This window comes from Streptomyces sp. TG1A-60, assembly GCF_037201975.1.
GTDB lineage: Bacteria > Actinomycetota > Actinomycetes > Streptomycetales > Streptomycetaceae > Streptomyces.
In genome coordinates this window covers 3,734,198-3,748,249 of sequence record NZ_CP147520.1, presented here as the reverse complement: position 1 = coordinate 3,748,249, position 14,052 = coordinate 3,734,198, and the positions used below count along the sequence as shown (strand labels likewise).

Genomic DNA, 14,052 nt, shown 5'->3' with positions numbered 1-14,052 from the left:
GGAGGAAACCGGGGGAACGTCCGGAGAAAGCCCGGATGATCAAGGGGTGAGCGGGACATCTCACCATGCGGTACCGGGGAAGGGAATGTCGGCCGCTCGTTAAACTGAGCCGACCGCAGTACGTGTGTATGTGCGGAAAAGAGACTGAACCGAGCGAGGAGCGCACGTGGGCCTTGTCGTGCAGAAGTACGGAGGCTCCTCCGTAGCCGATGCCGAGGGCATCAAGCGCGTCGCCAAGCGGATCGTGGAAGCGAAGAAGAACGGCCACCAGGTGGTCGTCGTCGTTTCCGCGATGGGCGACACGACGGACGAGCTGATCGATCTCGCCGAGCAGGTGTCACCGATGCCTGCCGGGCGTGAGTTCGACATGCTGCTGACCGCCGGGGAGCGTATCTCCATGGCCCTGCTGGCCATGGCGATCAAAAACCTGGGCCACGAAGCCCAGTCGTTCACCGGCAGCCAGGCAGGCGTCATCACCGACTCGGTCCACAACAAAGCCCGGATCATCGACGTCACGCCCGGCCGTATCCGTACGGCGCTGGACGAGGGCAACATCGCCATCGTCGCCGGATTCCAGGGCGTCAGCCAGGACAAGAAGGACATCACCACCCTCGGCCGCGGCGGGTCGGACACGACCGCCGTCGCGCTGGCCGCCGCGCTGGACGCCGAGGTCTGTGAGATCTACACCGACGTCGACGGCGTCTTCACCGCCGACCCGCGGGTCGTCAAGAAGGCGAAGAAGATCGACTGGATCTCTTCCGAGGACATGCTCGAACTGGCGGCGTCCGGTTCGAAGGTGCTGCTCCACCGTTGTGTCGAGTACGCCCGCCGTTACAACATCCCGATCCACGTCCGTTCGTCCTTCTCCGGACTGCCGGGCACCTGGGTCAGCAACGAGAAGCCAGAGTCGCAAGGGGACCACAAGGTGGAGCACGCCATCATCTCCGGAGTCGCCCACGACGTCTCCGAGGCCAAGGTCACGGTCGTCGGCGTCCCGGACAAGCCGGGCGAGGCCGCCGCGATCTTCCGCGCCATCGCCGACTCCGAGGTCAACATCGACATGGTGGTGCAGAACGTCTCCGCCGTGACGACCGGCCTGACGGACATCTCCTTCACCCTCCCCAAGACCGAGGGCCGCAAGGCGATCGACGCGCTGGAGAAGAACAAGGCCGGCATCGGCTTCGACTCCCTGCGCTACGACGACCAGATCGGCAAGATCTCCCTGGTCGGCGCGGGCATGAAGACCAACCCGGGCGTCACCGCCTCCTTCTTCGAGGCGCTGAGCGACGCGGGCGTGAACATCGAGCTGATCTCGACCTCCGAGATCCGTATCTCGGTCGTCACCCGTGCCGACGACGTCCCCGAGGCCGTGCGCGCCGTGCACACCGCCTTCGGGCTCGACTCCGACAGCGACGAGGCCGTGGTCTACGGGGGTACCGGTCGCTGATGGCCGTTGACGCCGGGCGCACCGGCAGGCCGACGCTCGCGGTCGTGGGCGCCACCGGTGCCGTCGGCACGGTCATGCTCCAGATCCTGTCCCACCGGGCGGACATCTGGGGCGAGATCCGGCTGATCGCCTCCCCCCGCTCGGCCGGCCGCAAGCTGGCCGTGCGCGGGGAGCAGGTCGAGGTGACGGCCCTGTCGGAGGAGGCCTTCGACGGGGTCGACATCGCCATGTTCGACGTACCGGACGAGGTGGCGGAGCACTGGGCGCCGATCGCCGCGGCCAAGGGCGCGGTCGTGGTCGACAACTCGGGCGCCTTCCGGATGGACCCGGAGGTGCCTCTCGTGGTCCCCGAGGTCAATCCGCACGCCGCCCGGTTCCGCCCGCGCGGGATCATCGCCAACCCCAACTGCACCACCCTCTCCATGATCGTGGCGCTCGGCGCGCTGCACGCCGAGTTCGGGCTGCGCGAGCTGGTGGCCTCCTCGTACCAGGCCGTCAGCGGCGCGGGGCGGGCCGGCGTGCGGACCCTGCGGCAGCAGATCGCCCTCGTCGCCGGTACGGAGCTGGGGACCGCCCCGGGTGACGTACGGCGGGCCGTGGGCGACAACACCGGGCCGTTCCCGGAGCCGGTGGCGCTGAACGTGGTGCCGTGGGCGGGGTCGCTCCGCGCGGACGGCTGGTCGTCGGAGGAGATGAAGGTGCGGGACGAGTCCCGCAAGATCCTCGGGCTGCCGAAGCTGCCGGTCGCCGTGACCTGCGTTCGGGTCCCGGTGGTCACCACCCACTCCCTCACCGTCCACGCCCGCTTCGAGAACGAGGTCACGGTCGCCAAGGCGCGCGAGATCCTCGCCACCGCCCCGGGGGTCGTGCTCTTCGACGACCCGGGCGCGGGGGAGTTCCCCACCCCGGCCGACGTCGTGGGCACCGACCCGACCTGGGTGGGCCGCGTACGCCGGGCCCTCGACGACCCGACCGCCCTCGAACTCTTCGTCTGCGGCGACAACCTCCGCAAGGGCTCCGCCCTCAACACGGCCCAGATCGCGGAGCTGGTGGCGCGGGAGCGGGCGGCGAGGTAGGGGCCGACCGCCCGGTCCGGGTTTCTGGGTGTCGGTCGCCCGCCCCGGGGCTTCTGGTGTCGCCGCCCTCTCGGCGCGCTGTGCGTTGACCCTGGGTGCGCTGCCCCTTGCCTTTGCGTGGGCTGCCCGCCGATTCCGCCGCGCGCGGCCCGCGGCCGTGAGTGGACCGGCGGGCACCGCGTGTCGGTCACGGTCCACTGGCCTGGGTCGTTGTCGGTGGTGGCGTGTAAGTTCTTCGAGTCGGCGGTTCGGCGGACGAATGATATCCGGCCGGACAGCCGTGAGGTTTCCGGGTTGATTCAGGCCTCCCGGTGATCGGGGATTCCTCCCCGCCCTTTGCAACCGCGCGGAGGGCGGGGAGCGTCTTTAGCGGGCGCCCTTCGGCGGGGCTGGGCGCCCATACTCGGGGCACAGGGGAAGAGCTGGTACGCATGAGGGTGTTCGACGCGCTGTCCGTTGTTCGGTGGGTCGTGCAAGCGGGTGTGCGTGGCGTGCCGGCGCGCACGTCCCCCGTACGGCCGGGGGCGAGTGCCGTACCGACGGATGGACGTGCCATACGGACGGGTGTGCGGTCTGACGTAAAACAGATGCCTGTCGCGTACAACCCCGACGGGGGGATACGGGTCCAACAGGCGTGGCAGAGGTACTCGATTTCACCGCGGTACAGACGAGGGGCACCGCCCTTCGTCCACCCCGCCGTCCCCGCTTGCCCGGTCCGGCCGGCGGCATGCCGGTGATCGCGCCGATGCCCGCGGCGCGGCCGACCCGCGTACCGAATCAGCGCGACGGCGCGGACGGCACGTCCACGGTGTCGGCCTCCGGTACGACGGTCGACCATCTCACCGAGACATATCGCGCCCACTACCGCTCGCTGCTCGGCCTCGCGGCGCTCCTCCTCGACGACACCGCCTCCTGTGAGGACGTCGTCCAGGAGGCATTCATCCGCGTGCACTCGGCGCGCAAGCGCGTCCGGGACCCGGAGAAGACGCTCGCCTATCTGCGCCAGACGGTCGTGAACCTCTCGCGCTCCGCCCTGCGCCGCCGCATCCTCGGTCTGAAGCTGCTGTCGAAGCCGATGCCCGACATGGCGAGCGCGGAGGAGGGCGCGTACGACCAGCTGGAGCGCGACTCCCTCATCAAGGCGATGAAGGGGCTTCAGCGTCGGCAACGCGAGGTTCTGGTGCTGCGCTACTTCGCCGACATGACCGAGGCCCAGGTCGCCGAGAGCCTCGGCATATCGCTGGGTTCCGTCAAGGCGTACGGCTCCCGGGGCATCGCGGCCCTGCGCGTCGCCATGGAGGCGTCGGCATGAGCACGCACGGCAGGGACGAGGGGCGCGACGGGCACGACGGGCTCGGCGCCCGCAGGCGTGCCTCCTGGGGGCGCCGGGACGATGAGCACGAAGAAACGCACTCGCACGCTGGGAACGCAACTGTGAATCACGGCCCCGAAGAACAAGGCTCCGACCCAAAGGGCCAGGATCTCGAAGGCCGCGCTCCGGACGACTCGGGTTCGGACGACCCGGGTGAGGACGGGCCGGGTGGGGACGAGCCGCGTTCGGACGACCCGGGCGCGGATGACTCGCGTGCGGGCGTCCGGCCTTCGGACGACCTGCGCTCGGATGACTCGCGTGCGGACGAGGTGAATGCGGACGACCTGGGAGCGGACGGCTCGCGTGCGGGCGCCCTGCGCTCGGTCGGGCCGCGTTCGGTCGGCTCGGGGCCGGACCGCTCGGATCCGGCGCGGCTCGGCGGCTTCGAGCCGGACGGGCTGGTGCTGCGCGATCTGCTGCAGCAGGCGGTGTCGGAGATCGAGCCCCGGGACGGCACGCTGGAGCACCTGCGGCGGGCGGTACCGGCCCGGCGGGCGCGCAAGCGGCAGGCCCTCGTCGGGATGGCGGCGGCGGCGCTCTTCATCGGCACGGCGATCCCGGCCCTCGTCCACGTCTCCAGCGCCGACGGCTCCGCCGTCAACCCCTCCATCATGGGCAAAGGCTCCCAGACGCAGGGGACGGAGGGCCAGTCCAAGGGGCAGAGCGGCGGGGACACCACGTCGGGCGGCTCGCCGGACGGTTCGAAGGAGTCCGGCAAGAACAAGGACCAGGGCGCCACGGGCAAGGGCCAGAGCAACGGCTCCACGGGCGGCGCCGAGGCGACGCCCACGCCGGCGGTCGCGACCTTGTGCACGGCGGCCCAGCTCGGCGGCGGCGGGAGCGTGGGGGTACCGGACTCCGGCGGCGCCGTCTACGGCACGTTCCGCGTCTCCAACATCTCCGGCACCAGCTGTACGGTCACCGGCGCGGGCGGTGTGAGCACCACCCCGCAGGGCGCGGCGGACGGGTCGAAGATCACGGTGGCGAACCATGTCGCCGGCGACGCGGCGGCCGGACTCCCCGATCCGTCGCTGTCCCTCGCCCAGCTGGTGCTGGAGCCGGGGGCCGCGTACGAGGTGCGCTTCGCCTGGGTGCCGTCCGAGCCCTGCCCCACCACGGGGGGTACGCCCGGCGGCGGCACCGGCGGCCCGGACCCGTCACCGGAGCCGACGCCCACGGAGCAGGAGACCGGCGGCACCACCACCGACGGCGGCAACTCCGCGACCACCCAGCTCCTCACCGAGGACGGCGGCGTCGCCGACGGCAGCGTCCTGATCTCCCACACCGCCGAGGGCGGCGTCGCCGCCTTCACCACATCCGTCGGCAACGCCTGCGCGGGTGTGGTCTACCGAACGGGCCTCCTGACGGGAGCCTGAGCGGGAGCCGTCGGCCGGGGGAGGACCACCGGCTCCGGCGAGCCGGCGCGCGCCGGCTCGCCGGTTCGTATCACCCCCTCGCGGCGCGCCGGTCCGCCGACGACCAGGGTTCTCGCGTCGCCTGTCAAGGACCGGGGCTCCCACGCCGCCCATCGGTCCGCGCGGCTTCCCGGCCGTCGGACCGCCTGCTCGGCCCTCGCGGTCCGTCCGTCCGCATTCCCGCCGGACGGACTGCCGGACGGACCCGTGGGTCCTACTGGGCAGCGTGGGTCCTACTGGGCAGGCTCGGCCTCCCGGGAGCGGCTTCCGTCCGGGCGGCCTTCGTCCGGGGTGAGGCCGTCCGGGGTGTCCCCGTCCGGGAGCAGGCCCAGTTCCGTGTCGCGGACGAACTCGACCTCGCGGCGGAGCAGACGGAACCACATGAAGACGACGAAACCGGCGAAGACGAACCACTCGCCGGTGTAGCCGAGGTTCTGGAAGGCCTTGAGGTCGAGCCCGGTGCCCTGCGGGGCGGTCGCGGGGACGGCCTTCATGCCCGAGTCGCCCTTGTCGAGGGTGACCCAGGCGTCGTACAGGTCGTCCGGCACCAGGTTCACCAGCGCCGCCGCACTGATCGCCGAGGTCTGGTCGGCCGGGAGCCCGCCCTGGGCCGGCACGCCGTTCGACCCAGGGGTCTCGGAGGCCTGCAGCCAACCGGTGACGGTGACCTCCCCGGTGGGCGCGGCCGGGGCCCGGTCCGGGTCCGCGGTGCCGGGCAGCCAGCCCCGCACGACGGGCAGGGACCTGCCCCCGTCGGTGTGCAGCAGCGTCAGTACGTAGAACCCGTTCCTGCCGTCCAACTCGCGGTTCGGCACGATGAGTTGCTCGCCGTACCGTCCGGTCGCGGTGGCCGCCTCGCCCGAGGTCTCCTTGTCCACCGGCAGCAGCTCGTCCAGCGGCCGTGCCGCGGCCCGGTCCGCCGGGTCGATCCGCTCGGTCGCCGCGCGATGGTCCTGCATCCGGTCCTCGAACCGGCTCAGCTGCCACGACCCCATGAACACGCAGAACGGGATGGCGAGCAGCACGAAGACGTTGATCCCCCACCATCGGGGCGTCAGCAGAAACCGGTACACGCCCTCCACCGTACGGTGCCCGAGCCGGGAGCCGGGCTGCGGGGGCGGCCCCCGCAGCCCCCACGGCCCCCGTCGGCCCGTCGCTCAGTACCGCTCGACGAGGTGCTCACGGCCGGCAGGTGGCTCGTACGGCTCGGGCCAGAAGTCGGTGATCCCGGTGATCCGGCCCTCCTCGTCCCCAGTGAAGAAGGAGATCGCGTACATCTCCTCCAGCCCCACCGTGACGTGCACCCGGCTGACGGCCTGTCCCGGCACCCTCGGCCGGCCCGGCAGCCCCGGCTCGGTGACGATCCGCTCGATCCGGGCGTGCCAGTCGCCCGGATACTCCCGGTTGAACTCCACATAGCGCTCCCTGCCGCGTATCCGCTCCCGCGTCTGCGGCAGCTCGTACACGACGTCCGCCGCCAGCGTCCCGGCGAACGCGGCCCAGTCCCGGCCCTCGGCGGCGGTCCAGAAACTCTCGACGGTCTTGCGCAGATCGGTCGTTGAGGTCATGGGGCGAGTCTGCACCCGGCCACTGACAACCGGTCCGGACGCAACCCCCGGGAGCCGAAGTTGTCCACAGGCTGGGGGCCTCGGCGGCACCGTGGCCTGCCGGCGGGGCAATATGGGGCCATGACTGAGAGCAACGGGTCCATCCCGCAGCAGCAGAGCGGGTCGATGCCCGACTGGGAGAAGAGGTTCCGGGCGCCCAAAGTGTCCCTGCCGGACTGGGCGGAGGACGCGCCGCACCGCGCGCTGTTCGTCTCCAACGCCACGGGCACGTACGAGCTTTACGCCTGGGACCGCGCGACCGGCGAGCAGCGCCAGGTCACGGACCGGGCCAACGGCACGACGGACGGCGTGCTCTCGCCGGACGGCGAGTGGATCTGGTGGTTCGACGACAAGGACGGCGACGAGTTCGGCGTCTGGCGCCGCCAGCCGTTCCACGGCGGCCCGGACGACGAGGCGGCGCCGGGCCTGGACCCGTCGTACCCGGCGGGCCTGGCCATCGGCCGCGACGGCCGTACGGCGGTCGTCGGCCGTTCCACGGACGAGGACGGCTCCACGATCCATCTGTCCCGGCAGGGCGCGGCGCCCGTCGAGATCTACCGCCACCGGGAGTCGGCCGGGGTCGGCGACCTCTCGCGCGACGGCTCGCTGATCGCGATCGAGCACACCGAGCACGGCGACGCGATGCACTCGGCACTGCGTGTGGTCCGGCCCGACGGTACGACGGTGGCCGAGCTCGACGACACCAAGGGCGGCACGATCGAGCTGGGCCTGGAAGTGCTGGGCTTCGCCCCCGTGGACGGTGACACCCGACTGCTCATCGGCCACCAGCGGGGCGGCCGTTGGGAGCCGCTGCTCTGGGACGTGGCCTCCGGTGAGGAGACGGACCTCGGGCTCGCCGACCGGCTGGAGGGCGACCTGACCGCCGAGTGGTACCCGGACGGCTCCGCCCTGCTCGTCGCCCACAGCTTCGAGGCCCGCAGCGAGCTGTTCCGCTACGACCTGACGTCGCGCGCCCTGGACCGCCTGGACACCCCGAGAGGCACCGTCTCCGGCGCCACGGCCCGTCCCGACGACAGCGTCGAGTACCTGTGGTCGTCGGCCGCCGAACCGCCGGTCGTCCGCTCCACGACCGGTGAGGTCGTGCTGGATCCGCCGGGCCTGAAGTCGCCCGGCTCGGTGCCGGTGGAGGACGTCTGGGTGGACGGACCCGGCGGCCGTGTCCACGCCCTCGTCCAGCGCCCGGCGGGCGCGTCCGACGGCCCCTGCCCCACGGTCTTCGACATCCACGGCGGCCCGACCTGGCACGACAGCGACGCCTTCGCCGCCGGCCCGGCCGCCTGGCTGGACCACGGGTACGCCGTGATCCGCATCAACTACCGAGGCTCCACCGGCTACGGCCGCGCCTGGACCGACGCCCTCAAGCACCGGGTCGGCCTGATCGAGTTGGAGGACATCGCGGCGGTCCGGGAGTGGGCGGTGACCTCCGGCTTCGCCGACCCCGACCGCCTCGTCCTCACGGGCGGCTCCTGGGGCGGGTACCTGACCCTCCTCGGCCTCGGCACCGAGCCGGACGCCTGGAGCCTCGGCATCGCCGCCGTTCCCGTCGCGGACTATGTCACCGCGTACCACGACGAGATGGAGGCCCTGAAAGCCCTGGACCGCACACTGCTGGGCGGTACACCGGAGGAGGTGCCCGAGCGTTTCGAGGCGTCCTCCCCCTGACCTACGTCGACGCCGTGAAGTCCCCCGTCTACATCTCCGCCGGCGTCAACGACCCCCGCTGCCCCATCCGCCAGGTCGACAACTACGTCGCCCGTCTGGTCAGCCGGGGAGCCGTCCACGAGGTCTACCGCTACGACGCGGGTCACGGTTCCCTGGTGGTGGACGAACGCATCAGACAGCTCCGCCTGGAACTGGACTTCGCGGCCCGCCACCTGGGGGCCGACGCCTGACGTTCCCCCGCGCCCCTCCTGGTCCAGGGGCGCGGGGACCCACGCGACCAGCTCTCACTCACCCGCGGACGAACGACTCACCCTCGGTTCAGGCGGCCACCGGCTCCTCCTCCGCCGCCAGCGACCGCACCAGCGTGGCCCGAGCCCGAGCCACCCGGGACCGCACCGTCCCGACGGGACACGCGGCCAGCTCCGCCATGTCCTCGTACGACAAGCCCAGCACCTGTGTGAGCACGAACGCCTCCTTCCGCTCCTGAGGCAACGCCTCCAGCAGATCGACGAGCGCGACGCCGTCGTCGAACCCGGGCAGCCCCCGCGGCTGGGCGCGCTCGACGGCCAGCCGCCAGTCCGGTACGTCGGACAGCCGGGGCCGGGCCGCCGCGTACCGGAAGCTGTCGCTCACCGCCCGCCGGGCGATGGACAGCAGCCACGTGCGGGCCGAGCAGTGCCCCTCGAACCGGTGCAGGCTGCCGAGGGCCCGCAGGAACGTGTCCTGGGCCAGGTCGTCCACGGCCTGGGGGTCCGCGCAGAGGTGGGCGACGAACCGCTGGACGTCGCGGTGCAGCGCACCGACGAACCGCTCGACGGCCTCGGGGTCACCGCCACGGGCGGCGAGGGCCCAGGCGGTAATGGACTCGTCGGTCGCGGACCTGGCCTCCGGGATCGAGGGGGGCAGGGGAGTAAGGGTGATCACCTGGTGTCCTTCTCGGGTCATCCGGGATCCGGACCACCGACGCGGGCACGCGGGCACGCGAGTGCGCGCACGGCTCGCCCTGTGCGGGTGCGGGCACGTGGAAGCGCGTTCGGCGGCCTGTCGGTCCGGCGGTCCGGTGAGGAAGGGAAACCGGCCGTGCGGCCCGCGCACGGGCGGCGTACGGCCGAAGCCCGAAGCGCGTGCGTGCCTGGATAGGGGCGCACTGCCGCCTCGGGCCACCGCTGTCGTCAGATGACAGCGGTCCCGGCCGGCGGACCCCGGGAGGTGATCGCATGGACGAGAACGAGCCGTCGTGGCGAACGGTTCGAACGACCCCGGCGCACCCGGGGGCGCGGCGGCCACGGCGCGACGGGCAGCGCGAGGGACAGCCGCAGCGGTGCGGCCAGCCAGCCGGCCACGGCCCGCAGCAGACCGAAGACCGCGCGTTCGCCGTACGCCAGCCACAGACCGCACAGCAGCGCGGCCAGCAGATGCGCGGCGAACATGCCGAACGAAGAGGAGAACGGGGCCGAGCCGTCCAGCAGGAACCAGGTGTGGTCCACATGGTCCGTGTGCCCGGCCGCACCCGTGTGGCCCGTGTGAGCCATGTGGGCGGAGCCCGTGTCCATGGGGTGCACGGGATCCACGGGGTGCGTGGAGTGCGCGGGGTCCGGCGGACGTATGGCGTCCACGGCGGTGCTCGGGCCCGTCGGCTCCGCCAGTTCGAAGGCCGAGTGGAGGGCGGTCTGGGCGGCGACCACGACGGAGGTGATCAGGGGAAGCCCACGCTCACGTCCGGCGAGGCACCAGCCGACGGCGCCGGTCGCGGCGGCCCCGGCGGCCATCGTCCACCAGGGCACCCGGCTGCCGGACATCATCACGTGTCCCAGGGCGGCGAGCATCACACAGACTGCCGCGAACATCGCGGCGCGTATCGTGCGCGAACCCCACCCTGCGGTCATGGCGCCCCTCCTCGCACCCGGACACCGGTCGTCTGCCGTCCCGCTTGAGTACGGATGTCCACCCGCCGTCGCACTCACACCGTGGACTGTGATCCGGATCACGTGGGAGCCGGCCCTGGAGGCCGGGGAGGCCGGGGAGGCCGGGGAGGCCGGGGAGGCCGGGGCGGAGAGGCAGGGCAGGCCGGGGAGGCGCAGAGGCCGGGGAAGTCGAGGTCACCCCACCCCGGCAGGCTCGTGCTCGTGCTCGCAGCTGTCGTCGATCCCGTACGTGTCCCACGCGGGGAACGGATCGTCGGCGGCGGCCGACGGAGACAGGACCTCGTCCGCACCCATCAGGCACCCCGCCAGCGCCGAGCGCAGCGCGTCCGCCCGCAACCCCGTTCCGATGAAGACCAACTCCTGCGCGTACGGGGCCTCGTCGTCCCGCGCGGCGGACGGTTCGAAGCGGGCCACGGACCCGGCCTGGGACCACAGGCCGGCCACGTGCGGCCGGCTGGCCAGGGCGAAGAACCCCTTGGAACGCAGAACCTGCCCGAAGGTGCCGCTGTCGAGCGCCTCGGTCACGAAGGTCCACAACCGCCCCGGATGGAAGGGCAGCTCGGAGCGGAAGACGGTCGAGGAGATGCCGTACTCCTCGGTCTCCGGCACATGGTCCCCGTTGAGCTCCCGCACCCACCCCGGCGCCTGCTGGGCCCGTTCGAGGTCGAACGCCCCGGTGCCGAGCACCTCCGCGACCCGCACCCGGCCATGGCTGACCGGCACGATCCGGGCGGCCGGGTTGAGTCGCGCCAGCGCAGCCGCGAGTCGCTCGGCGGTCGCCGCGTCGACGAGGTCCAGTTTGTTCAGCACGATCACGTCGGCGAACTCGACCTGGTCCATCAGCAGGTCGCTGACGGTGCGCTCGTCCTCCTCGTACTGGTCGAGCCCCCGCGCCGCGAGCTCGTCACCGGCGGCCAGCTCGGGCAGGAAGTTCACCGCGTCGACGATTGTGACCATGGTGTCGAGCCGGGCGAGGTCGCCGAGGGTGGCCCCGTCGTCGCGGGCGAAGGCGAAGGTCGCGGCGACGGGCATGGGCTCCGAGATGCCGGAGCTCTCGATCAGCAGATAGTCGAAGCGCCCCTCCCGTGCCAGCCGGTCCACCTCCTCCAGCAGGTCGTCGCGCAGGGTGCAGCAGATGCACCCGTTGGTCATCTCGACCAGCCGCTCCTCCGTACGCGACAGCGCCGCCTCGCCCCCGCGCACGAGGGCGGCGTCGATGTTGATCTCACTCATGTCGTTGACGATGACCGCCACGCGCAGCCCCTCGCGGTTGGCGAGGACATGGTTGAGCAGGGTGGTCTTGCCCGCGCCGAGGAACCCGGAGAGGACGGTGACGGGCAGCTGTTCGTACGCCATGGCCGTGGTCTCAGCCCTGGGGATGGATCAGCCCGCGCTCGTACGCCTTCAGCAGTCGCTGCGGTACGAGGTGTGTGACGCCGTCGACCGTGAACGGCACCAGCTGGGGCGTGCTCGCCTTCCACTGGGCGCGACGGTGCCGGGTGTTGCTGCGGGACATCTTCCGCTTGGGTACGGCCATGGGGTCCTCCTCCACAGATGCTGGACCGGAACTGTACATGAAAATGGATCCCATTACTGGAAATGGGGTCCGGTGGCCGTGAGCAACCTCGCCCCGGACGCCGTATGAGAGGGGAGGCCGAACCGGCCCGCCCGGCCCGCCCGGCCCGCACAGCACAGCCGTTACCTACGGAGGTACCGTCCCCCGTGGCCACAACCAAGGCAGAAGCCCCCCACCGCGGTCGGCACCTCGACCCACCCCTCCTCCTGACCATGCTGCTCGTCCTGGCGGTGGTGGCACAGGGCCCGCTGCGCGGGCTGCTGTCCGCGCCCGTGACGCAGAGCTGGATGACGGTGTTCGTGGCGGTGGTCGTGCAGGCCCTGCCGTTCCTGGTCATCGGGGTGCTGCTGTCGGCGGCCATCGCGGTGTTCGTGCCGGCGTCGTTCTTCGCCCGCGCCCTGCCGAAGCGGCCCGCGCTGGCGGTACCGGCGGCGGGCGTGGCCGGTGTGGTGCTGCCGGGGTGCGAGTGCGCTTCCGTGCCGGTGGCGGGCGCCCTCGTACGCCGGGGCGTGACGCCCGCGGCGGCGCTCGCCTTCCTCCTGTCCGCGCCGGCGATCAACCCGATCGTGCTGACGGCGACCGCCGTGGCCTTCCCGGGAAACCCGGAGATGGTGCTCGCCAGGTTCGTGGCGAGTCTGGTGGTGGCGTGCGCGATGGGCTGGTTGTGGCAGCGGCTGGGCCGGGGCGAGTGGATGCGCCCGCCGGAGCGGCCCTCCTACGAGGGCCAGAGCAAGGGCGCGGCGTTCTGGGGCTCGGTGCGGCACGACGTGATGCACGCGGGCGGGTTCCTGGTCGTCGGCGCGATGGCGGCGGCCACTCTCAAGGCGGTCGTCCCGGCGAGCTGGCTGAACGCCGCCGCCGACAACCCCGTCATCGCCATCCTCGCCCTCGCGGTCCTGGCCGTGCTGCTGTCGATCTGCTCCGAGGCGGACGCCTTCGTCGCGGCCTCCCTGACGCAGTTCTCCCTGACCTCCCGGCTGGCCTTCCTGGTCGTCGGCCCGATGATCGACCTGAAACTCTTCGCCATGCAGACCGCCACCTTCGGCCGCGCCTTCGCGCTCCGCTTCGCCCCCGCCACCTTCGCCCTCGCGGTCCTGGTGTCGGCCCTCGTCGGGGCGGTGTTCCTGTGAACCGCCAGGCCCAGACCGTCGTCCTCTTCCTCACCGGCGGCGCCCTCCTGCACGCCGGATTCACCGACCTCTACCTCCGCTACGTCAAGGCCGGTCTGCGCCCCCTCCTCGTCGGCGCGGGGCTCGTGCTCATAGCCGCCGCGGCGGCGACCCTCTGGTACGGACGCCGGGCGCGCCGGCGGGACGAGGAGCACACCGGCCACGAGTCCCGCCGGGACGAGGAACACGCCCACCACGAGCCCCGCGTCTCCTGGCTCCTGGTCCTCCCCCTCCTCGCCCTCGTCCTGGTCGCCCCGCCCGCCGCCGGCTCCTACACCGCCATGCGCACCGGCACCGCCCTCCAGCAGCAGCCCTGGGGTTACCCCACCCTCCCCGCCGACGGCCCCCTCCGCCTGAGCGTCGCCGACTACGCGGGCCGTGCGGTCTTCGACAAGGGCCGCGCCCTCGCCGGCCGCGAACTCAAGGTCGCCGGTTTCCTCGCGCTCGACGGGTCCGGCACCCCGTACCTCGTCCGCATGGCCCTCAACTGCTGCGCCGCCGACGCCCAGCCCGTCAAGATCGCCCTCACCGGCGAACTCCCGGCGGTCCTCCAGCCCGACACCTGGATCGAGGTCACCGGCACCTACACCCCGAAGCGGGCCGAGGACCCGGTCAACGGCACCGCCGTCCCGTACCTCCGCGTCGCCGCGACCAAGCCGGTCAAGGCACCCCAGGACCCGTACGACGAGGCATGGAGCGGGTGAGCGGCGGCGGTGCCGCCGCCGGTGCGGCGGCGATGTTCGTCGTGCGCCGCAAGAAGGCCGGCGCCCAGGCGTAAGGCC

12 protein-coding genes and 1 pseudogene are annotated in these 14,052 nt (G+C 72.2%); 7 read left to right on the top strand and 6 right to left on the bottom strand.

Translation table 11 applies throughout. From position 1 onward, the window contains the following. The first annotated feature begins 166 nt into the window (after window positions 1–166). The 4 genes from WBG99_RS15935 to WBG99_RS15920 all read left to right on the top strand — a co-directional run bounded on the left by WBG99_RS15935 (window position 167) and on the right by WBG99_RS15920 (window position 5,271). Window positions 167–1,447 (top strand): aspartate kinase, encoded by a 1,281-nt coding sequence (locus tag WBG99_RS15935; RefSeq protein ID WP_338896944.1) that lies wholly within the window; start codon window positions 167–169, stop codon window positions 1,445–1,447. Continuing rightward, a complete protein-coding gene (locus WBG99_RS15930; protein ID WP_338896943.1) occupies window positions 1,447–2,523 on the top strand; it encodes an aspartate-semialdehyde dehydrogenase in 1,077 nt (358 codons plus the stop codon). Before WBG99_RS15935 ends, WBG99_RS15930 begins: the two co-directional genes overlap by 1 nt. Before the next feature lie 727 nt (window positions 2,524–3,250). Then, window positions 3,251–3,835, top strand: coding sequence for a SigE family RNA polymerase sigma factor (locus tag WBG99_RS15925; RefSeq protein ID WP_338900362.1), 585 nt, complete (start codon window positions 3,251–3,253; stop codon window positions 3,833–3,835). Further along, window positions 3,832–5,271, top strand: a complete 1,440-nt coding sequence (locus tag WBG99_RS15920) for a hypothetical protein (RefSeq protein WP_338896942.1) — start codon at window positions 3,832–3,834, stop codon at window positions 5,269–5,271. The genes WBG99_RS15925 and WBG99_RS15920 overlap by 4 nt, the downstream gene beginning before the upstream one ends. 272 nt (window positions 5,272–5,543) lie before the next feature. Here WBG99_RS15920 and WBG99_RS15915 read toward each other — a convergent pair whose 3' ends face one another. Both WBG99_RS15915 and WBG99_RS15910 read right to left on the bottom strand, forming a co-directional pair. Further along, entirely contained in the window at window positions 5,544–6,383 is an 840-nt protein-coding gene (locus WBG99_RS15915; protein ID WP_338896941.1) for an SURF1 family protein, read from the bottom strand. Between the two features lie 84 nt (window positions 6,384–6,467). Next, window positions 6,468–6,878, bottom strand: a complete 411-nt coding sequence (locus tag WBG99_RS15910) for a nuclear transport factor 2 family protein (RefSeq protein WP_338896940.1) — start codon at window positions 6,876–6,878, stop codon at window positions 6,468–6,470. Between the two features lie 120 nt (window positions 6,879–6,998). On the opposite strand from WBG99_RS15910, the pseudogene WBG99_RS15905 reads away from it, so the two are divergent. Continuing rightward, a pseudogene (locus WBG99_RS15905) lies at window positions 6,999–8,830 on the top strand (prolyl oligopeptidase family serine peptidase). A gap of 88 nt (window positions 8,831–8,918) precedes the next feature. Here WBG99_RS15905 and WBG99_RS15900 read toward each other — a convergent pair. The 4 genes from WBG99_RS15900 to rpmF all read right to left on the bottom strand — a co-directional run bounded on the left by WBG99_RS15900 (window position 8,919) and on the right by rpmF (window position 12,062). Then, window positions 8,919–9,545 (bottom strand): sigma-70 family RNA polymerase sigma factor, encoded by a 627-nt coding sequence (locus tag WBG99_RS15900; protein ID WP_338896939.1) that lies wholly within the window; start codon window positions 9,543–9,545, stop codon window positions 8,919–8,921. 227 nt (window positions 9,546–9,772) lie between these two features. After that, a complete protein-coding gene (locus tag WBG99_RS15895; protein WP_338896938.1) occupies window positions 9,773–10,486 on the bottom strand; it encodes a hypothetical protein in 714 nt (237 codons plus the stop codon). A gap of 213 nt (window positions 10,487–10,699) precedes the next feature. Further along, window positions 10,700–11,881, bottom strand: a complete 1,182-nt coding sequence (locus tag WBG99_RS15890) for a GTP-binding protein (protein WP_338896937.1) — start codon at window positions 11,879–11,881, stop codon at window positions 10,700–10,702. A 10-nt stretch (window positions 11,882–11,891) separates the two neighbouring features. Continuing rightward, window positions 11,892–12,062: a 50S ribosomal protein L32 gene (gene rpmF / locus WBG99_RS15885; protein ID WP_338896936.1), complete on the bottom strand. Its 171-nt coding sequence runs from the start codon at window positions 12,060–12,062 to the stop codon at window positions 11,892–11,894. Window positions 12,063–12,247: 185 nt separating this feature from the next. Here rpmF and WBG99_RS15880 point away from each other — a divergent pair, with 185 nt between their 5' ends. Beyond that, window positions 12,248–13,231 (top strand): permease, encoded by a 984-nt coding sequence (locus tag WBG99_RS15880; protein WP_338896935.1) that lies wholly within the window; start codon window positions 12,248–12,250, stop codon window positions 13,229–13,231. Continuing rightward, window positions 13,228–13,974, top strand: coding sequence for a TIGR03943 family protein (locus tag WBG99_RS15875; protein ID WP_338896934.1), 747 nt, complete (start codon window positions 13,228–13,230; stop codon window positions 13,972–13,974). The genes WBG99_RS15880 and WBG99_RS15875 overlap by 4 nt, the downstream gene beginning before the upstream one ends. Window positions 13,975–14,052: the final 78 nt, after the last annotated feature.

Coding starts and splice junctions, on each gene's coding strand:
- WBG99_RS15895 (WP_338896938.1), bottom strand. CDS start 10,486: ATGACCGCAGGGTGGGGTTCGCGCACGATACGCGCCGCGATGTTCGCG.
- WBG99_RS15930 (WP_338896943.1), top strand. CDS start 1,447: ATGGCCGTTGACGCCGGGCGCACCGGCAGGCCGACGCTCGCGGTCGTG.
- rpmF (WP_338896936.1), bottom strand. CDS start 12,062: ATGGCCGTACCCAAGCGGAAGATGTCCCGCAGCAACACCCGGCACCGT.
- WBG99_RS15920 (WP_338896942.1), top strand. CDS start 3,832: ATGAGCACGCACGGCAGGGACGAGGGGCGCGACGGGCACGACGGGCTC.
- WBG99_RS15925 (WP_338900362.1), top strand. CDS start 3,251: ATGCCGGTGATCGCGCCGATGCCCGCGGCGCGGCCGACCCGCGTACCG.
- WBG99_RS15890 (WP_338896937.1), bottom strand. CDS start 11,881: ATGGCGTACGAACAGCTGCCCGTCACCGTCCTCTCCGGGTTCCTCGGC.
- WBG99_RS15910 (WP_338896940.1), bottom strand. CDS start 6,878: ATGACCTCAACGACCGATCTGCGCAAGACCGTCGAGAGTTTCTGGACC.
- WBG99_RS15900 (WP_338896939.1), bottom strand. CDS start 9,545: ATGACCCGAGAAGGACACCAGGTGATCACCCTTACTCCCCTGCCCCCC.